Below are 20,255 nucleotides of genomic sequence, written 5' to 3' on the forward strand. Positions count from 1 at the left end.
ATCACGCACCAGGCAGCCCCGGTCGTGGCCACGCCTGCGCCGCCGCCTGCCCCGCCTGCACCGGCAGCGCCGTCCAAGCCGGCGAGCGTTCAGGTTGACGTGGCGTGCCCGAACTCCGATCAGGTCCGCTCATCTGTGGTCTATCCGAAGGAAGCGCAGGAAAACAACGTCACGGGTGACGTACTCATCGAATTCGTAGTCGATCAGCAGGGCCATATTACGGATGAGCGTGTCGCGAAGTCGTCGGAAGACTCTTCACTCGATCGCGCGGCATTCAATGCAGTAAAGAAGTTTAGTTGCGTTTCCCAAGGCCAACCTGTCCGTGTCCAGGTTCCGTTCTCGTTTAACTTGAACTGAACCCACGAACTGAGCGGTACCGGTAGCGATTTATTAGTCAAGTTGTACAAGTTCAACGCATGAACTGGAGCAGACATGAAGAAGCGTTCTCTCGCCGCACTGACGGCAAGCATGTTGATCGCCGCATCGGCGACCACCTTTGTCGTACCGCAAATGGCCTTTGCACAAGCTAGCGACGCAACGGTTGCCGCCTCGGCTGCCACCGCACCGACGGCTGCACCCGCAGCAGCGTCCGCTGATCAGGCCGCAGCGCCTGCAGATCAGGCTGTGCCGCCGCCGGCACCGGCTACGTCGGAAACGGTCAACAACCCCTACGGCCTTGGCGCCCTCTGGAAGAACGGTGACTTCGTTGCCCGCTTCGTGCTGATCCTGCTGGTGATCATGTCGATGGGTAGCTGGTACATCATGATCACGAAGTTCTTCGAGCAGTACCGTGCAAACCGCCGCTTCAAGAGCGCGGACGAACAGCTGTGGACCGCTCCTTCGCTCGCCGAAGGCGCGAAGATGCTGGACGAGGCATCGCCCTTCCGCTTCATCGCTGAAACTGCGATCGAAGCTGGTGAACACCACGACGAAGCGCTCCTCGAAGCCGTTGATCGCAACACCTGGATCGACGTATCGGTGGACCGCGCGATCACCAACGTCTCGAACCGCCTGCAAGACGGCCTCGCCTTCCTCGGTACGGTTGGCTCGACGGCACCGTTCGTCGGTCTGTTCGGTACGGTCTGGGGTATTTATCACGCACTGACGGCTATCGGTATCGCCGGCCAGGCTTCGATCGACAAGGTCGCGGGTCCGGTGGGTGAAGCGCTGATCATGACGGCAATCGGTCTGGCTGTCGCCGTTCCGGCTGTGCTGGGCTACAACTTCCTGGTTCGCCGTAACAAGTCGGTGATGGAACGTGTCCGTGGCTTTGGCGCACAACTGCACACCGTCCTGCTGGCTGGCGGCAAGAAATCCAAGCGTGCTGCTGCAGCTCAAAAGGCGGCGCTGGTCGAACAGGCGGGCTAAATCATGGCTATGAGCGTTGGGCAAGATGGAGATGAAGACGAAGTCATCTCCGCCATCAACACCACGCCGCTAGTTGATGTGATGCTGGTTTTGCTGATCATCTTCCTGATCACGATTCCGGTTGTTACGCACACGGTGCCGGTGAAGTTGCCGAATGAGGCAGTCCAGCCGCTGCAGACCACGCCCAAAAGTATCGTGATCGCGGTCAACCGCGATGGCGATTTCTTCTGGAACGAGAAGCACGTGGATGCAGCGACGCTGCTCACGCAGTTGAAAACCGTGTCTGTGATGCAACCGCAACCGGAAGTCAACGTGCGGGGCGATCAGAACACGCGTTACGAGTTTATCGGCCGCGTGATCACCGCGTGCGAGCGCGCGGGTATCGCCAAGGTGTCATTTATCACTGAGCCGCCGCCGCGCGGAGGCTAAGTAGCTTTGCATGGGATCGGACTAAGCGCTAAAGCGCTAAGTCCGATCGACAGGAGCAGATTATGGGAATGAACGTATCGTCGGGCAGTGGCGGCGAACCGGAAGTGATGGTCGACATCAACACCACGCCGCTGATCGACGTGATGCTGGTGCTGCTGATCATGCTGATCATCACGATTCCGATTCAGACGCACGCCATCAAGATGAACTTGCCGATCGGCAACCCACCTCCTCCGGCGGTTCAGCCGGAAGTGGTGCAGATCGATATCGACTTCGACGGCACGATGATGTGGAATGGTCAGCCGCTGGCCGACCACGCCGCACTCGATTCGCACCTGCAACAGGTGGCCGCTGAACCGGTGCAGGCCGAGATTCATCTGCTGCCGAACAAGCTGGTGCCGTACAAGGATGTCGCTGCGGTGCTGGCTTCGGCACAGCGCATCGGCGCCACGAAAATCGGGCTGATCGGCAACGAGCAGTACATGCAATAAGGATGTGAGAGTGCAAATGATCCATCAACGGTTCAAGCGTGCCGTGCTGGCGGCCGCTTTCGGGGGCTTGTCGGCCCTCGCGATGCTGCCGGTCGCGTCACATGCCGCCGATTCCCTGCGCCCGGAAGTCGCCAAGCCGCTCAACGACGCACAGACCCTGTACCGCGCGCATAACTACCAGGGCGCGCTGGGCAAGATCTCGCAGGCCGCCGCTGTGCCGAACAAGACGCCATATGAAAACTATATGGTGGAAGAGATGCGCGGTGCTGCCGCCATCGCAGCGGGTGACAATGCAGTCGCTGCTCAGGCGTACGAAACCTTGCTGTCTTCCGGCAAGCTGACGGCCGCCGACGAGCAAAGCACCTCTGCCGCTCTCGCGGGACTCTACTTCCAGGAGAAGAATTACCCGCTCGCGATCAAGACCGCACAGCGTTATATCAAGGCGGGTGGCACTAATCCGGATATGCACACGTTGCTGGTCCAGTCGTACTACCTGTCGAACGATTGCGCCAACGTGGTGAGCCTGCTCAAGCCCACCGTGGATGCGCAAGCGCGTGCCGGCCATGCGCCGGACGAGTCGCAGTTGCAGTTGCTGGGCACCTGCGCACAGCGTTCGCACGATTCGGCAACGTACCGCGGCGCGCTCGAAAAGCTGGTGGCGTACCATCCGAAGCAGTCGTACTGGGATGATCTGTTTTCGGCCATTCGCAGCAAGCCGGGCTACTCGTCATCACTGGACATCGACACCTATCGTCTGCGCCGCGCTACCGGTGCGTTGACGACGGCTGACGACTACATGCAGATGACGCAGCTTTCGATCGTTGCAGGCACAAGCGCTGAAGGCAAGCAGGTGATCGATCAGGGCTTCACGTCCGGCGTGCTCGGTCACGATGCTGGCGCAGATCGTGAAAAGCGTCTGCAGGCGCTGGCGGCCAAGCGTGCAACTAGCGCGGTCGACAGCAACGGTGTGCCGATTCCTCCGTTCGACGCGGCCTTCAATCAGGTGTTCGCGGGTCAGGCTCAACAGGGGCTGGCCACGATGGAAGCGCTGATCGCCAAGGGTGGTCTCGACCATCCGGACCAGGCGCAACTGCATCTGGGCGAGGCGTATTACATCGCGGGGCAGAAGGCGAAGGCGATTCAGGCATTCAAGGCCGTCAAGGGTGACGATGGCTCGGCTGACCTGGCCCGGTTGTGGATCCTCGTAGCCTCCAAGTAAGCTGCACGGCTCATTAGCAAGCTGTTCCTCGCGCCGCAAACGGGACTTTTAAAGTCCTCGTTTGCGGCGCGATTCTTTTTGTGGCGCCCTGCCCTGCTTTCGTAATTTTTTCGCTAGCGGAGCGGGTGGTGGCTACGTCTCGGGCCGCAGGGAAGTCGGTCCCATTTATGACTCTCAGGTCAATCTAAGTTCAATCTCAGGTCATTTTTTGAATCAAGATGGCGGCTTAGTTCATTCTCAGTTCAATCTTGGTTCATTCTTTAGTGATTTTGAACTGAGATTGACCCAAGATCCAATCTTAGGTCATTTTGAACCTCGCTCTACAGAGTAAAAACGAAGTGACCCGGTGGATCGAGGCCGGTCGCCCCGTGAGCGAATAGAGAAGTACGAGAGGCGCATCGCCCGATGCGCCTCCGAAGCGGTCACCGCGACTCCATCTCCCGATCTGAAAGCGCAGGTCCCGCCTGAGGCTCATTACGTTCGCTGTCCTGACGCGGTGCTGGCGCAGGCGCAGGTGAACGCCGTCGTCCTCGTGTGATCGACACCACTGCATGAAACGCCACCGGTGCGAACACCAGCCCCAGCACGGTCGCCGCCAGCACCCCGCCGAACACGCCGGTGCCGATCGAGCGGCGGCTCTCGGCGCCTGCCCCGCTCGACACCACCAACGGCGCCACGCCCAGCAGAAACGCCGCCGAGGTCATCACGATGGGCCTGAACCGCGCCGCCGCAGCGTCGATCACTGCGCGGTTCAACGGTGCACCGCGTGCATGCAGATCGCGGGCGAACTGCACGATCAGAATCGCGTTCTTCGCCGACAGGCCGATCACCGTGATCATCCCCACCTTGAAGTACACATCGTTCGGCATGCCGCGCATCAACACGGCGGACACCGCGCCGATCACGCCGAGCGGCACCACCATCAGTACCGCAAACGGAATCGTCCAGCTTTCGTATAGCGCAGCGAGCGCCATGAACACCGCGAGCAACGACAGGCCGATCAACAGCGGAGTCTGCTGCTCCGCCACGGTCTCCTCACGCGCGGCGTCCACCCAGTCGTACGCGACACCCACCGGCAGCGTTGCGTTGGCGAGGCGCTCCATCTCCGCCATGGCCGCGCCCGAACTGAAGCCACGCGCCGCCCGGCCGCTCACGTCGAGCGACGGATAACCGTTATAGCGGCTCAGCGCCACCGGACCGACGGTCCACTTGCTCGAAGCGATCGCCGATAACGGCACCATGGTCCCCGAGGTGTTTTCCACCGAGAGCGCCATCAGTTCGTCGTCGGTCATGCGCGCAGACGCGTCGCCTTCCACCACAACGCGTCGCATGCGGCCGCCCGCCGGAAAATCGTCGACATAGGTCGAGCCAAACGTACTGCCAAGCAGATCGGAAATCTTGTCGAACGATACGCCCAGCGCATAAGCCTTGGCGCGGTCGATGGTGAGTTCGATACGCGGCGCGTCGGGCAGGTCCTCTGAGTGAACGTCGGCTAATGTCGGGTTCACCTTGGCCTTCGCGAACAGTTCTTCCCGCGCGGCCTTCAACGCGTCGAGCCCGACCCCGCCACGGTCTTCCAGGCGGAACACGAAACCATCCGAGTGACCCACGCCCGGCACCGAAGGCGGCAACTGGGCGTCCACCTCGCCATCGAGGATCACCGAGAATTCGTCGTTCAACTGGTCCTGCAACTGCATCGCGCTGAGTTTGCGCTTGTCCCAGTCCTTCAGTTCCACGAACGCCATGCCGACGTTCTGCCCGGTGCCCTGGAAGCTCCAGCCAATCAGGCTCGTCACGTGCGCAATCTCGGGATGCCGGTGCAGGATCTGCTCGACGCGCTTGATTACGCCCAGCGTGCGCGCCTGAGTGGACCCAGCGGGCAGCTGGATCATCACTTGCAACTGACCTTGATCCTCCGTGGGCAAAAAGCCACTGGGCATCTGCCAATAGAGCAGCCCGCAGATGCCGACCAGTCCGACATACACCGCGAGCACCGGCACGATGCGTCGCACAGTGCGCGTCGTGAGCCAGCGGTATCCCTGCGAAGTGCTGTCGAACCCATCCGCGAACTTTGTCGCCGCACGCGCTGCCATGCCGCGAATGCCGCGCCGCGCGTCGCGCTGGCGCGGTGTCGTGCCGGTCGGCTTCAGCAGGTTCGCGCACAGCGCCGGCGTCAGCGAGAGAGCCATGAACGATGACACCAGCATCGACGCGATCATCGCCACCGAAAACTGCCGGTAGATGCCGCCAACGCTACCCGGGAAGAAGGCCATCGGCACGAACACTGCCGTCAACACCGCGGTCACGCCGACAATCGCACTGCCGATCTGCGACATCGCCTTGCGGGTCGCCTCGCGTGGTGGCAAGCCCTCTTCTTCCATCACGCGGTGCACGCTTTCGACCACGACGATCGCGTCGTCCACCAGAATACCGATGGCCAGCACCAGGCCGAACATCGTGAACACGTTGATCGACAGGCCGAACGCCCACATCGAGAGGAACGCGCCCATCAGCGTGACCGGAATCACCACGGTCGGCACCAGCGTATAGCGCAGGTCGCGCAGGAACAGCCACATCACGAAGAACACCAGCACCACCGCTTCGATCAGCGTGATCACCACCTCGCGGATGGCGATCTGCACAAAGTGAGCGCTGTCGAACGGAATTTCGATGGCGACGCCTGACGGCAAGCTGCGCGACAGTTCAGCCAGGCGGGCGCGGATCGCATTCGAGGTTTCGAGCGCATTGCCGCGCGGTCCGAGCTGAATGCCGACGGTCGCCGAGGCGCGACCGTTCAGACGCGACCAGAACGAATAGTCGTCGCGACCCAGTTCGACGCGCGCCACGTCCCGCAGGCGCACCGCGGAACCGTCCGCTTTCGCCTTCAGCACGATCTGTCCGAACTCCTCAGGCGAGACCAGTTGCCCCTTTACGGTCACCGAGGCGACCATCTGCTGACCCGGCAGCGACGGCGCGTCGCCGAGCGTGCCGGCTGTCACCGACGCGTTCTGCGCCATGATCGCCGCATTCACGTCGCCAGCCGCGAGACCGTATTCGCGCAGCTTCATCGGGTCGAGCCAGATCCGCAATGCCTCGTCGGAGTCCCACAGTTCTGCCGAGCCCACGCCAGGTGCGCGCTTCAGTTCGCGCATCACGTAGCGGTTCAGGTAGTTGCTGAGTTCGGTTGAATCGCGCGTGCCGTCGGTCGAGGTCAGCGCCACCAGCATCAGAAACGTATTCGACGCCTTGAACACGCTGATGCCGTTCTGCACCACCTGTTGCGGCAGACGCGGCTCGATCTGCTTGAGCCGGTTCTGCACGTCGACCATCGCGATGTCGGGATTGGTACTCGGCGAGAAGGTGGCGTCGATCTCGAGGTTGCCCTGGCCGTCGCTGCTGGTTTCGTAGTACAACATACCGTCGGCGCCATCGAGACTCTCTTCGATGATGCTCCCCACATCGCCGTCCACGACTTCAGTCGCGGCGCCCGGATAGCTCGCCACGATCACGATGCGTGGCGGCGCAAGACGCGGATATTGCGCAACAGGCAGTTGCGGAATGGCCAGCGCGCCCGCCACGATGATGGCGAGCGCGACAATCCATGCGAAGACCGGGCGGTCGATAAAAAATGAGGGCACGCAGGCTTCCTGTCAGTGCGGTCTGTGCGCCACGATAGCAGGCGCGAATGCAGGCGCATCGACAAGACGCGCCATGTGCAGGGCATCGGCCAGCACGCCGTCGCGCATCGCAAAGCCACGCGAGCGCCCTTCTTCGACGAAACCGAAGCGGCGATATAGCGCGATGGCCGGCGCGTTGTCGGTGAACACCGTGAGTTCGAGACGACGCAGACCGAGCGAACGATCTGCATGATCAATCAGCGCGCCGAGCAGCGCGCGCCCAACACCGCGCCCCTGGTACGCGTCGTGCACGGAAATACCAATTTCAGCACAATGCGCACGGCGAGGCGGCGCGATCACCAGGCCGGCGTGGCCCACCACACGACCATCAAGCTGCACGCACAGTGAAATGCAGCCAGGCGGCAGCTTCTCAAACCATGCCGTCATGCTTTCCGTGCTGCGATAGCCGATCGTCAGCGTGCCGCGGCGTACGCCCGGCTGGCTCATGATTTCGGCGACCGCTTCCATGTCGGACGGCTCACAAGCCCGCACGACAATCGGTGCCACTCTCGGTGCGTCTCTCTCAAACCTCTCGCTGCTCGTATTCATTATTTTGGTCCGTTGCGATCGAAGCCTGCGCTACGCCCGTCGCATAGGTTGCCTACGTTGCTCGCGTTGCTCGTGTTTCTTGCGTTGCTTCAGGTCGCAAACGGCATCGGCTCACGCAGTCGTGCCATCACGTAACCGTCGATCAGCACACCGTCGCGTAGCGCGGACGCGCGCTGCACCACTTCGACTTCAAAACCGCATTTCCGGTAAAGCGCAACGGCCCGTTCATTGTCGACAAACACCTTGAGTTCAACGCGTCGCAAACCGAGCCAGTTGTCGGCCAGATCCAGCAGTTCGGCCATCAATGCGTGGCCGATGCCCTGCCCGTGCCATGACTCATGTACGCCGAGTGCCAGCCTCGCCGTATGGGCGCGGCGCAGCTTGCCGGGCATAAGCACGCCGAAGCCAACAAGTATATCGCCGGCCAGTGCGGAAATTGCCACCTCGGGAGTGGCAATTTTTCCGATCCACTCGCGCGTCTGCGCCAGCGTCCGATACGGCGCGCCCGGATTGCCATACAGCATGGCCGGCTGTTGCTCCAGCGCGTGCAGTTGTTCGGCATCGGCTGCGCGCAACGCGCGCAGCGTAAATCTCTCAGGAAGCGTTTTTGTTGTTATGTCCGACTCCGTTCGCTCACAGGGTCAGTTCAAACGAGCGCACCAGCGCGCCTGGCAGATGCGTGCCGCCAGTGCCGCGCTCGCCCCAGGTGGAATCGCTCAACTGCAGTTCGGGTTGCGCACCCAGCCGCTCCAGTTGATCGCCCAGCAGGCGGTACATGCTGTCGTCAAAACGCATCGCTTCGAGCGGCGCGACGATCTTGCCGTGCTCGACCCAGAAGGTCGCGAATCGGGTCATGCCGGTGAGGCGGCAATTCATACGGTCCGAGAAATTCACGTACCAGAGATTGCCGATATAAAGCCCCGTATCGAGTTGTGCGAGCACATCCTCTTCAGCCAGATCGCCGCCTTCCATTGACAACGCCGCAGGTGCTTCGCTATCCAGCGCGCCATTCGGTTGCAGACCGTATTCCCGCGCACTGCGTGCGTTGGTGAGACGCTCCATGCTGCGGCCGTCCTGGATCAGCGGCACGCTCGCGCGCAGATAGCCATCGTCGTTAAAGCCCGGCGTGATGCCGAGGCTCAGGTCCTCGGTCAGCGTGACGCGCGGGTCCAGCGCGATTTCACCGGTATGCAGCTTGTACAATTCACTGCGCGAGGTGGCTTGCGCGCGCGCCGAAAAGCCGCTCCATGCGGTTACGCCCAGCAATCCTTCGAGCGCCGCAGGTGCCAGATATGACCGATAGCTTCCCGGCGACAGCGCGCGGGGCGCCCTGGCCAGTACCGGCAGGCGTGCCGCGGCCTGTTCGATCTTGCCCGCAAAAACGGCGTCGCTCCAGTGATCGCCCGCGTAGCTCGTCTTGATCGCGCGACCGCTCGGGTCGTACAGCGACCAGCTGAAATTGAAGTTGCTGACCTCGTACCAGCCGCGGCTGCCCCGAGTGGACGCAAAGCCGCGCACGATGGTGCCGCCCGCGTAAAAGCCCACGAAATCCAGCCCTTTCGCACATTCCGCCACCGTACGTACCAACGCCTGCGGCTGCGGCAGCTTGCCGGCGCGGCGCGTCGAACGTTCCCACTGCGATGTATCGAACAGCAAATGCGGATCGTCCGATGCATCACGCAAGGCTTCACGCAACGTCGCCAATGCGTCGGTCACTTCGTGCAGGTCGGCGTCGGCATCGCCGCATACGGTGAGCGTCGAATAGGCCTGACGTGCGCCATCGATCAAACGCAATGTCAGTTTGCCCTGCGAAACCTGCCCGATCTGCCGCACCTTGGCGGCATTGAAACGGATGAAGTCGGACTGCTCGGCGGAAAACGACATCAAGGTGATTTCCGCGCCCTTTTGCGCGCGCTCTACTTCGTCGGCGAGCAGCAGGAAGTGTCGATGCCAGTCGAGCGTTGTCGCGCTCTGCAACAGCATAGCCTCGCTCATCATGCGCCTCCGAACACGTCAATGTCGCTGAACACGCAAGCCGGCGACGCATGGCCAACGCGAATGATCTGGGCCGGTTCGCCCTTGCCGCACATCGGCGTGCCGAATACCTGACGGGTGCTCTCGTTGCCGACCGCACTCAGGCTGCGCCAGAAATTCGCCGAAATACCGCGATAATTCGGCTGTTTGACGACCTGAGTGAGCTTGCCGTTTTCGATCAGTTGACCGAACTCACAGCCGAACTGAAACTTGTTGCGATGGTCGTCGATGGACCACGATGTGTTGCTGCGCATCATGATTCCGTGCTCGATATTGGCGATCATCTCGTCGAGCGAATGCGTGCCTGGTTCGATATTCAGATTCGCCATCCGGTCGATCGGCGGTCGGTTCCAGTTCGACGCACGCGAATTCGCCACGCCCGGCAGTTGTGCGCGCTGTTGCGACAACGCGCCGCCCAGCGGACGCTCCAGTACGCCGCCGCGAATCAGATACTGTTTCTTCGCGGCCGTGCCGTCGTCGTCGAATGCGTAAGCCGCGGCCTCTTCACGCAGCTCGGGATCGAACGTGACGTTGAGCAGTTCCGAACCGTAACGATAGTGGCCGAACATCTCCGGCTTCACAAAACTCCAGCCGGCGAAATTACGCTCGTCGCCGAGAATACGGTCCAGTTCCAGAGGATGGCCGATCGACTCGTGAATCTGCAGCATCATCTGATCGGGCATCAGCAGCAAATCGCGCTTGCCAGAAGGGCAATTCGGCGCGGCCAGCAATTGCAACGCTTCATCAGCGATGCGCGCCCCTGCCCCATCGAAACCATAACGGGCGAGCACTTCGACGCCGCCCTGCGCGAGCGTCCCGTAGTTGCCGCCGAGCGTGCGCACCTGGGTGTCGCCATTCGCATGCGCGGCGACGCTCAGTTGCGGCATCACGAAGCGGAAGCGCTGATCGATACGCACGCCGTCACCGGTGATATAGAGCTGGTCGGTGTGCGTCAGTTGCACGCTGGCCGTACGCTCGACGATGCGCGGATCGATGTTGGCCGCCGCGCATTCGACCGCGAGCCGCTCAAGCCATTCACCGCGGCTCGGCAGTGCCTGTTCGGCATTCGGCGATACGTACTGGCCGCTCGTCGCCGGACGCGCGATCACGCTGTGATCGATCAGCGACAGTGATCCGCTCGCTTTGGCACGCGCGGTCGCGACATCGAGCGCCGCCTGCAGCCCAGCAGCCGACAGATTCCCGGTGGCCGCATAACCCGCACCTGAGCCGACCCATGCAATCAGCATGGCACCGCGATCGCGCACGGTGCGCAGCGGTTGCGCGATGTCATTGCGAACTTCGTGATCGTCGATCGTCTCGTCAACGATACGCAGCGACCAGAAATCCGCGCCACTCTTCAGCGTGCGGGCGGCTTGCGCCCACCGTTCGTCAATCATGCGATTTTCTCGTGTAGATCCGAGGCCGGCGACATCATGGACGAAGCCAGCAACGACTGCGTATAGGGGTGCGACGGTGCGTGCAACACGTCGATCGTATCGCCCGCTTCGACGATGCGGCCCGACTTCATCACGATCACACGATGTGCCATCGCCTTCATCACCGCGAGATCGTGGGTGATGAACAGGTAGCTAAGCTTGTACTTCTTCTGCAGATTTGTCAGCAGATTCAGCACCTGTTTCTGGATCGACACGTCGAGCGCACTGGTCGGCTCATCGAGCACCAGCAGCTCCGGTTCGACGGCGAGCGCGCGTGCAATCGCAATGCGTTGACGCTGGCCGCCGGAAAACTCGTGCGGATAACGCAGCATCGATTCAACCGGCATACCCACTTCTTCGAGCAGCGCGCCGACGCGATCGCGCCGCGTCTTGGCGTCGATATCCGGGCGATGCACCGCGAGCCCTTCGCCGATGATCTGTTCGACCGTCATGCGTGGCGAGAGCGAACCAAACGGGTCCTGAAACACAACCTGCATGCGCGAATACAACGCGCGCTTCGCCTTGGCCGCCTTCAGCGACGACAACGGCACGCCATCGATATGGATGGCGCCTTCCGCCGCATGTTGCAGACCGAGCACAGTGGCCGCCAACGTAGACTTGCCCGAGCCGGATTCGCCCACGATGCCGAGGGTCTCGCCGCGCCGCAAAGTGAGATCCACGTCGTGTACGGCGCGGAAGGTCGACTTGCCGAACATCGAACGCCAGCCTTTGCCCGCGGTGTGATAGTCGACTGCCAGCCCCCGCACTTCGAGGATACGGGGCGCATCGTGCTCGACTTCGTCTACTGTACGTTGCGGTTCGCTGTCGAGCAGACGCTGCGTGTACGGATGCTGCGGATTCGAAAATAGCGCTTCTGTCGTGTTGGTTTCGACCAGCACGCCCTTTTCCATCACTGCCACGCGCTGCGCGAAACGACGCACCAGATTCAGGTCGTGCGTGATCAGCAGCACGGCCATGCCGCGCTCAGCTGCTTCCTGTTCCTGCAGGTCGATCAACAGATCGACAATCTGCTGACGCACCGTCACGTCGAGCGCCGTGGTGGGCTCGTCGGCGAGCAGCAAACGCGGACGGCACGCGAGCGCCATCGCAATCATCGCGCGCTGGCGCTGGCCGCCCGACAACTGGTGCGGAAAGCTGTCGATGCGCCGCTCCGGCTCAGGAATGCCAGTACGGCGCAGCAGTTCGATGCCCCGCTCGCGTGCCGCATTCGGCCGCAGGCCTTCATGCAGGCGCAGGCTTTCGGCGATCTGCTTGCCAACCGTGTACAGCGGATTGAGCGCCGTCATCGGCTCCTGAAACACCATCGCCACATCCGCGCCGCGAATCCCGCGCATCTGTTGCTCGGTTTTCTGCAGCAGGTCTTCACCGTCGAGCAGCATGCGGCCGCTCAATTCGGCATGTTCTACGAGGCGCAGAATTGAAAGCGCCGTCACGCTCTTGCCCGAGCCCGATTCGCCGACCAGCGCGACGCGTTCGCCGCGCGCGATTGACAGGCTCAACTCCTGCACCGCCACCTTCTCGCCAAAGCGCACCGAGAAGCGGTCAATCTCCAGCAACGGCTTGTCCAAAGGCTTATTCATTACTTGCCACCTCCGAATGCCGAGCCGCGCGCACGCGTGTCGAGCGCGTTGCGCAATGCGTCGCCCATGAAGGTCAGCAACAGCAGCGTGATCACCAGCGCCGAAAATGCCGAGATCGAAATCCACCATGCGTCGAGGTTGTTCTTACCTTCGGCGAGCAGTTCGCCAAGGCTTGGCGTCGGCGGCGGTACACCGAGTCCGAGGAAGTCGAGACTGGTCAGGGACAGGATGGCCGCGCTCATACGGAACGGCAGGAACGTGATCACCGGCGTAAGGCTGTTGGGCAACACATGGCGCCACATGATCTGCCAGTTCGAGAGGCCCATCGTGCGCGCGGCCTTCACGTAGTCGAGCGAACGGTTGCGCAGGAATTCTGCGCGCACGTAGTCGGACAGCACCAGCCAACCGAACATCGACAGCAGGATAAAGAGCAGCCACAGCGTCGGCTCGAAAATCGATGCGAAGATGATCAGCAGATAGAGGTCGGGCATCGAGCTCCAGATTTCGATCAGGCGCTGCCCGATCAAGTCCGTGCGCCCGCCGTAGAAGCCCTGAATGGCGCCCGTCAGCACGCCGATCCCCACCCCCGAAACAGTCAACGCAAACGCCATCAGCACGGACAAACGAAAACCGTACAACAGCCGCGAAAGCACATCGCGGCCGAACTGATCGGTGCCGAGCCAGTTGCTCGACGACGGCGGCGCCGGATACGGATGCGCCGCGAAGTAGTCGATCGTGTCGTAGTGGTAGTGATTCGGCGGATAGACCGCGAAGTTGCCGTTGCCCTGGATACGCGAACGGATATACGGATCGAGATAATTGGTCTTGGCCGGGAAGTCGCCGCCGAACAGCGTCTCCGGATAGTCCTTCACGATCGGAAAATAGTAGTGGCCGTCATAGCGCACGATGAGCGGACGGTCATTGGCCAGCACTTCGCCAAACAGGCTGATCACGAACAGCGCACTGAAAATCAGCAGGCTCCAGTAACCCAGACGCTGGCTCTTGAAACGCAGCCACGTGCGCCGCCACGGCGAGACCGACGCGACGAGCGTGACCGCCGCGGGATCAGCGGCCCAGGCGGTTGAATTGGATGCGGGGGTCGACGAGGACATAGCAGACGTCAGCAATAAGTTTGGTTATGAGACCGATCAGCGTGAACAGGAAGAGCGAACCAAGAACGACCGGGTAATCGCGGCGGATCACCGAGTCGTACGAGAGTTGGCCCATACCGTCGAGCGAGAACAGGGTTTCGATCAGCAGATTGCCGTTCAGGAATGCGCCGACGAAAGCAGCGGGCAGACCTGTCAGCAGCGGAATCGCGGCGTTGCGCAGCACGTGCTTCCACAGCACGTCGCGCTCCGGCGCCCCTTTGGCTCTTGCGGTCAGCACGTATTGCCGGCCAATTTCCTCGAGGAAGGTGTTCTTGGTCAGGATGGTGACGATAGCGAAGTTGCCGACCACCGATGCGGTGACAGGCAGCACGATGTGCCACAGGTAATCGAGCAGCTTGCCGAACGCGCTCAGATCCTGGAAGTTATCCGAGGTGAGGCCGCGCATTGGAAACACCTGCCAGAAGGTACCGCCGCCGAACAGCATCAACAGCAGCACACCCAGCACGAAACCCGGAATCGCATAACCAGACAGCACCAGCACACTGGTGACCGTGTCGAATCGTGAGCCGTTGCGCACTGCTTTCGCAATGCCCAACGGCACCGATATCAGGTAGGTCAATATCACCGTCCATAAGCCGAGCGTGATGGACACCGGCAGCTTGGACTTGATGACCTCCCAGACGCTTTGATGCGCATAGTAGGACTGCCCGAGGTTGAAGGTCGCGTAGTTCTTCATCATCAGGAAGTAACGCGTGAGTGGCGGCTTGTCGAAACCAAACTGCTTCTTGATCTGTTCGAGCTGTTGCGGGTCGACGCCCTGGCTGCCGTGATAACCGCCACCGCCCGCCCCCGCCTCTCCGCCACGGCCTTTGCCGTGGCGGAGTTGCGTCATCACCTGTTCAACCGGCCCACCCGGCACGAACTGCGTGACGACAAAGGTCAGGGTCACCACGCCGATCAGGGTCGGCACCATTAACAGCAGACGTCTAAGAATGTAGGCAAGCATGGTGGTCCTCAGTGTGCTGCGGACGGCGCGGGCACCGGCGTGGATGCGGACAGGGCCGTCTCCGGCTTCTTGTACCAGTAGCTGAGAACCCAGTCCTCGGCCTGATACGTCGTCGGGATGATCTTCGGATACGCGAACGTGGTTTTGTAGCCGATGCGCGAATTCGGGTTGTAGTACTGCGGCACGAGGTAGTACTCATTGATCAGAATGCGGTCGAGCGCACGGGTCGCCGCTTCGAGATCGTCGAGCGTATTCGCCGCGAGCGCCGCATGGATCATCGCGTCCACCGCCTTCGACTTGATGCCCGGATAGTTTTCCGAACCCACCTGCGTCGCTGCCGCGCTGCCGAAACGGCGCTCCAGTTCCGCGCCCGGAATCGTGACGGGCGGGTAGATGTACGTGGTCATGTCGTACTCGAAGTTATCGAGCCGCTTCTGATACAACGCGCTGTCGATCTCGCGCATGTGTGCCTGAATGCCGAGCGTGCCCAGCGCCTGCATGTACGGCAGGATCAAACGGTCCATGCCCGGCTCATCATCGATGATCTCGATCGTCATGGGATTGCCGTTGTCGTCGCGCAGTGCGCCATCACGGTAGTGCCAGCCGGCTTGCGCGAGCAGGTCGCGGGCCTCGCGCAGGTTGCCGCGCAGCGAGTTGGGCGGTAGCGTGTTGGCCATCTTGACCGCCGGACCGAACACTTCAGCCGGCAGGCTCGAGCGGAACGGATCGAGAAGTGCGAGTTCCTTCGGGCCAGGCATACCGGTCGCGCCAAACGGACTGGCATCGAAGAAACTGTTCAGCCGTACGTATTGACCGTAGAACATCATCCGGTTCATCCAGTCGTAGTCGAATGCCAGGCTCAGCGCATGGCGCACCCGTACGTCCTGGAACATCGGCCGACGCAGATTGATCAGGAACCCTTGCATTTGCGCCGGACCGTCCGGCACGTTGGCTTGCTTGAGCAGGCCACTATTGAAGTTCTTGCCGACGTATTTACGCGCCCACTGGGTCGCGCTGTATTCGACCTTGACGTCCGCGTCGCCGGCCTTGAAGGCCTCCAGCTGCGTGTATTGATCGAGGTACAGCTTGAAGCGAATCCGGTCGAACCGGTACATGCCGCGCCGCGAAGGCAGATCGGCTGCCCAGTAGTTCGGATTGCGTACGTAGTCGATGTCTTTGTCGTTCTTGCGTTGCGCGATCAGATAAGGACCACTGGCGATCGGCGGCACATTCGCGATCTGGTCGAACGACGGACGCTTGCCATCGGCCGTCATGCCCCACTTCGGCGAAAACACGGGAATGTCGCCGGCGATCAGGGGTGCGTCACGCTCCGGATGCCTGAAATCGAAGCGGATCGTCAGCTTGTCGATCACCGTTGCGCTCTTGATGACCGAAAACTGCGCGTTGAACAGCGGTGAGGCCTGCGGGCTCTCGAGCGTGTCGAACGAGTATTTGACGTCCGCAGCCGTGATTGGGTCGCCGTTCGAAAAGCGTGCGGCCGGATTGATGTGGAAGGTCGCCGAACTCAGATCTGGCGCCACCTCGACATCGTTCGCAATCAACGGATACTCGGAAGCGAGTTCGTCCCAGCTACGCTGCATCAGCGTATCGAACATCAGGTTCTGGATATCCGGGGCAGGCGCGCCGCGCACGAGGAACGGGTTGAGTGAGTCGTAACTCTGCAACTCGTTGTAGTTTTCGAAATTGAGCGTGCCCGTGTTGGGCGCGTCAGGGTCCGCATAGTCGAAATGCGTGAAATTGGCGGGATATTTGGGCTGGTCGTACTGCGCGATCGCGGGGCTTGCCTCGACCGGCGTCACCGCCAGGCTGACTGCACCCAGCAGCGCGGCAGCCAGCAGCGGAGCGACGCGCGTGGTGGCCTGCCGTGTCGCCGCTGCGCTGGAGATCGTCCCTGGAGCACGCGGCAACCGAAACTTCACAATTCTCATCATCAGTATGCGTAGATCGCGCTCAGGCTTTTGGCCGGCACGCGGTTCGTCGGATCGACTTCAGCGATGCCAACGGCCATCGCCCGGGTCACTTAAGGCGTCGCATGGCGCCTTGAATTGCGGCTTACTTCACGATACGACCCTGAACGCGTGAGTCGTCTCGCCTACAACCCTACACCAATCGCTGCTTTCTTCTCGCGCTGACCGGGTCCGACGATACAGCATGACGGCCGCGGCGACGTACGGAGAAGTCCACAGTGTGCTACCCACGAAAAAGTGTCTGCTGCTTACGAAAAAAAGTCGCTCCAGCGGGCACAAAGAATGCCGGAGCGACGAGTCGTCAACAAGCTATTTACAACTTCTTAGAACTTATACGTTGCGCCAATCTGGGCGAACACGCCGAGGTAGCTGTAGAGCGACGTATCGTAGCCGCTCTGGTCCAGCGTGCCGTTCGCGAAGATCGGATCGTACGGAGGGGTGCGGTTGAAAATGTTGTTCACGCCACCGTAAACCGTCCAGTGCTTGAAGCCCGAGTACGTCACCATCAGGTTGAACTGGCTGTACGAGCCAACCTTGTTCGGAGCCGGCGATGCAAACAGGTTCTGCGCGTACGGACCTGTGAACTCCCACGTCAGCTGGGCATCCCACTTGTGGTAGTTCCAGTCCACCGACGTGTTGCCCTTCCAGCGCGGGAAGCTGCCACCGAACGGTTGCGTGAGCGTGTAGTTGTTGCCCGCGCCGTCGATCGGTGCGCTACCCGGCGAGCCGAGCTTGAAGCTATTCACGTAAGCCCAGTCAGCCGCGAGGGTGAACGTGCCGACTGCAGTCGGCAGCGCCTGACGCAGCGTGCCTTCAAAGCCGTTCGTGTCGAGGTAGCCCAGGTTCTGATACGGAATCACCGCATAGATCAGGTTGCCGTTGGCGTCGGTGACCGTCTGCGAAGCGCCGCCCTGACCGATCACGTTGTCCACGCGAATCTTATACCAGTCGAAGCCGACGTCAGTCGTACGGGTCGGCGAGACTTCGAAGCCGATGTTCAGGTTCTTCGTACGCTCAGGCGCCAGATTCGGATTGCCCTCGGTGATCGACGTGTAATTCTGGCCGGTCGCCTGATCCACCTGGATACCGATCGTCCTCGACGCGCTGTCTTCAACGAACGTCGGGGCACGGAAGCCGCGGCTATACGACGTGTACATCGTCAACGCCTGCACCGGCTGGTAGCGCAGTGCGAAGCGCGGCGAGAACGCACCGCCCACATCGCTGTAGTGGTCGTAACGGCCCGACTGGCTGAACGTCAGGTTCTTCAGCAGAGGAATGTCGACCTGGTAGTACACGGCCGCCACGTTGCGCTGGCCATCCACCGTTTCGAGGTTAGGGCTGATGACGATGCCCTGCGCATACTCGTAACCCGGCTCGATGATTTCGCTCTGGTGCGTGAACTGCGCACCGAAACCAAGACCCACGTCACCAGCAGGCAGATGGAACAGGTTAGGCGTCGCGATCGTCGCGTCAACCGTATCGAGCTTCGAGATACCCAGGTTGTTCGCGTTCTGGAACAGACCATTCAGTCCGTTCGGCGTAGCCGACGGATTCGCGAAGTCGAACGTACCGTTCTGATAGATGTTCGTCAGTGCGGCTGCGTTCAGCTGGTTGCTGTACGTGTTCGACACCGTGCTTTGCGAGTGGCTGACCGAGGTCGCCCAATCCCAATCGCCGTACGGCAGGGTGAACGAACCCTTTATGCCAGTCGCTGCGCGGTAGTAGTTGGCGTCCGTCGTTTCCGCTACTGCTCGCGGGAAAGCGTAGGTGAGCGGCGTGTCCACGCCAAACGGGTTGTACGGGTTGCTCGCCGGCACCGTGAAGTTGAACGGCGTAACCAGTTTCGTCGTCGGATTGTAGAGAAGCGCGGCACCCTGCGGGCTGCCTACATACTGCACCCCATCGTTCTGCGTGCTCGTGTTGTTGCTTTCCAGAAGATCCGCGAACGCCGTCGTCGTATCGTTGATCTTGAAGTCAGCATGAACCTTGACGTTGTAACGCTCCATCATCGGCGCGATGGACGTATCGCCCGCCGTATTCTGGCTGCAGACCGTACCGGCCTGGCCCGCGGTCAGCGAGTTGGTGCTCGCCGGATGCGTCGTGCCACCGCCTAAACAGCCGCCCACTGCCTGCGCGCTGCCATCCGGCAACGTCCAGTACGACGGCGCGAGCAGCGAGAAACCGCCCGGCTTGCCGGTCCAGTCCTGGCTCTGCGTCGAATCGCGATCGGCCAGTGTGGAACCGTTGTCCTTGTAGGCGCTCGCTGCAACCGTGACGTTGAAGCGATCCGAGTTCAGATCGCCGAAGCCGCCGAGCACGCCGAATTTGTACGTACCATTGCCCGCGCCGTTGCTCACCGAACTGCCCAGGCCGCCGTCGAGTTGCAGGCCCTGGAAGTCATGCTTGGTGATGACGTTGACCACACCGGCGACAGCGTCCGAGCCGTATTGCGACACGGCGCCGGTCTTCACGATTTCGATGCGATCGATGTCGTTCAGCGGCAGCGTGTTCAGGTCGAAGAACGAGTCGACGCTGTTCGAGAAGAACGCGAACGGTGCAACGCGTTGGCCGTCGACCAGTACGAGTGTGTATTTTTCGCTGAGGCCGCGCAGCGCGATACCAGCAGCGCCTGCAGCGAAGTTCGAAGTCTGGCCTTCGCTCCAGCTATTGGCCGAGTTGGCCGAAGTCTGGCGCATGAAGTCGGAAACGGTCGTCGAACCGCTGTCCTGAATGTCCTTCTGCGAGACCGTTTGCACCTGGTTGAAGCCGACCTTGTCCGAACTACGGATCAGCGAGCCGGTCACCTGGAACGTCTTCAGTTGCTTGACGTTCTTGTTGTTCGTCGTTGCTGCCGCGCCTGAAGCAGCGTCCGGTGCGGCCGCAGCCGCAGTACCCGTCGCCGGTGCTGCCGGCTGACTCTGCGCGAACGCCGGAGCGGCGATCGCGGCCGACAATGCTAGTTCGGCCCAGATTATTCTTCTGATGGCCAACGCCAATGCCCGTTGTTTCATTTTTCCCCTTCTCACTCGTCAGTAAGGCCACACTTGTTGCGCGAGAGAGGTCTTATGGACCTCTCCATTCGATTTGCGGCGACGATTCGCCACGATCCGCCAAAGTTGCCCCGCGCTTACAACCCAACAAACCGCGCTCCATCGTCTAAACCATTGCAGCCAGATAGACGGGGCACTCCAACTTATTTAATTTCGCACTACTAAAGCATTACAAATAAATTTCAAAAGCTTTCATCAACATTCCACTCGCCGGGTGAATCACAGCTTTTGGCTATTCGACTCACTCTTTGACGGGAAGCGTCCACTCAACTCCGGGTTAACCTGTAGTACTACT

At 61.2% G+C, this 20,255-nt stretch carries 15 protein-coding genes; 5 read left to right on the forward strand and 10 right to left on the reverse strand.

From position 1 onward, the window contains the following. The 5 genes from WCA85_RS15350 to WCA85_RS15370 form a co-directional block, all read left to right on the forward strand. Positions 1–357: energy transducer TonB (locus WCA85_RS15350; protein ID WP_424065245.1), on the forward strand; the 357-nt coding region annotated here is incomplete at its 5' end. Positions 358–432: 75 nt separating this feature from the next. Beyond that, positions 433–1,368, forward strand: coding sequence for a MotA/TolQ/ExbB proton channel family protein (locus WCA85_RS15355; protein ID WP_424065246.1), 936 nt, complete (start codon positions 433–435; stop codon positions 1,366–1,368). Positions 1,369–1,371: 3 nt separating this feature from the next. Next, positions 1,372–1,797 carry an ExbD/TolR family protein gene (locus WCA85_RS15360; RefSeq protein WP_144154323.1) on the forward strand — a complete coding sequence of 142 codons (426 nt, stop codon included), beginning with the start codon at positions 1,372–1,374 and terminating at the stop codon, positions 1,795–1,797. A 62-nt stretch (positions 1,798–1,859) separates the two neighbouring features. Beyond that, positions 1,860–2,288, forward strand: coding sequence for an ExbD/TolR family protein (locus WCA85_RS15365; RefSeq protein WP_424065248.1), 429 nt, complete (start codon positions 1,860–1,862; stop codon positions 2,286–2,288). 16 nt (positions 2,289–2,304) lie between these two features. Further along, complete coding sequence (locus WCA85_RS15370; protein ID WP_424065250.1) at positions 2,305–3,507, forward strand: tetratricopeptide repeat protein; 1,203 nt, start codon at positions 2,305–2,307, stop codon at positions 3,505–3,507. Positions 3,508–3,929: 422 nt separating this feature from the next. On the opposite strand, the gene WCA85_RS15375 is transcribed toward WCA85_RS15370, so the two are convergent. From WCA85_RS15375 to WCA85_RS15420, 10 genes are all read right to left on the reverse strand, one after another. After that, positions 3,930–7,145, reverse strand: a complete 3,216-nt coding sequence (locus WCA85_RS15375; protein WP_424065251.1) for a multidrug efflux RND transporter permease subunit — start codon at positions 7,143–7,145, stop codon at positions 3,930–3,932. A gap of 12 nt (positions 7,146–7,157) precedes the next feature. Continuing rightward, a complete protein-coding gene (locus WCA85_RS15380; protein WP_424065253.1) occupies positions 7,158–7,733 on the reverse strand; it encodes a GNAT family N-acetyltransferase in 576 nt (191 codons plus the stop codon). 89 nt (positions 7,734–7,822) lie between these two features. Beyond that, entirely contained in the window at positions 7,823–8,350 is a 528-nt protein-coding gene (locus tag WCA85_RS15385; RefSeq protein WP_424065291.1) for a GNAT family N-acetyltransferase, read from the reverse strand. A gap of 16 nt (positions 8,351–8,366) precedes the next feature. Beyond that, a complete protein-coding gene (locus WCA85_RS15390) occupies positions 8,367–9,728 on the reverse strand; it encodes a TldD/PmbA family protein (protein WP_424065255.1) in 1,362 nt (453 codons plus the stop codon). Then, entirely contained in the window at positions 9,728–11,164 is a 1,437-nt protein-coding gene (locus WCA85_RS15395; RefSeq protein ID WP_424065257.1) for a TldD/PmbA family protein, read from the reverse strand. The genes WCA85_RS15390 and WCA85_RS15395 overlap by 1 nt, the downstream gene beginning before the upstream one ends. After that, a complete protein-coding gene (locus WCA85_RS15400; RefSeq protein ID WP_424065259.1) occupies positions 11,161–12,804 on the reverse strand; it encodes an ABC transporter ATP-binding protein in 1,644 nt (547 codons plus the stop codon). Before WCA85_RS15400 ends, WCA85_RS15395 begins: the two co-directional genes overlap by 4 nt. Next, positions 12,804–13,916, reverse strand: a complete 1,113-nt coding sequence (locus WCA85_RS15405; protein ID WP_424065261.1) for an ABC transporter permease — start codon at positions 13,914–13,916, stop codon at positions 12,804–12,806. Before WCA85_RS15405 ends, WCA85_RS15400 begins: the two co-directional genes overlap by 1 nt. Beyond that, positions 13,870–14,922 carry a microcin C ABC transporter permease YejB gene (locus WCA85_RS15410; protein ID WP_424065263.1) on the reverse strand — a complete coding sequence of 351 codons (1,053 nt, stop codon included), beginning with the start codon at positions 14,920–14,922 and terminating at the stop codon, positions 13,870–13,872. Before WCA85_RS15410 ends, WCA85_RS15405 begins: the two co-directional genes overlap by 47 nt. An 8-nt stretch (positions 14,923–14,930) precedes the next feature. Further along, positions 14,931–16,871 (reverse strand): extracellular solute-binding protein, encoded by a 1,941-nt coding sequence (locus WCA85_RS15415; protein WP_424065292.1) that lies wholly within the window; start codon positions 16,869–16,871, stop codon positions 14,931–14,933. 362 nt (positions 16,872–17,233) lie between these two features. Next, positions 17,234–19,921: a TonB-dependent receptor gene (locus WCA85_RS15420; protein WP_424065265.1), complete on the reverse strand. Its 2,688-nt coding sequence runs from the start codon at positions 19,919–19,921 to the stop codon at positions 17,234–17,236. Positions 19,922–20,255: the final 334 nt, after the last annotated feature.

The organism is Paraburkholderia sp., from assembly GCF_049581445.1.
Classification (GTDB): Bacteria; Pseudomonadota; Gammaproteobacteria; order Burkholderiales; family Burkholderiaceae; genus Paraburkholderia.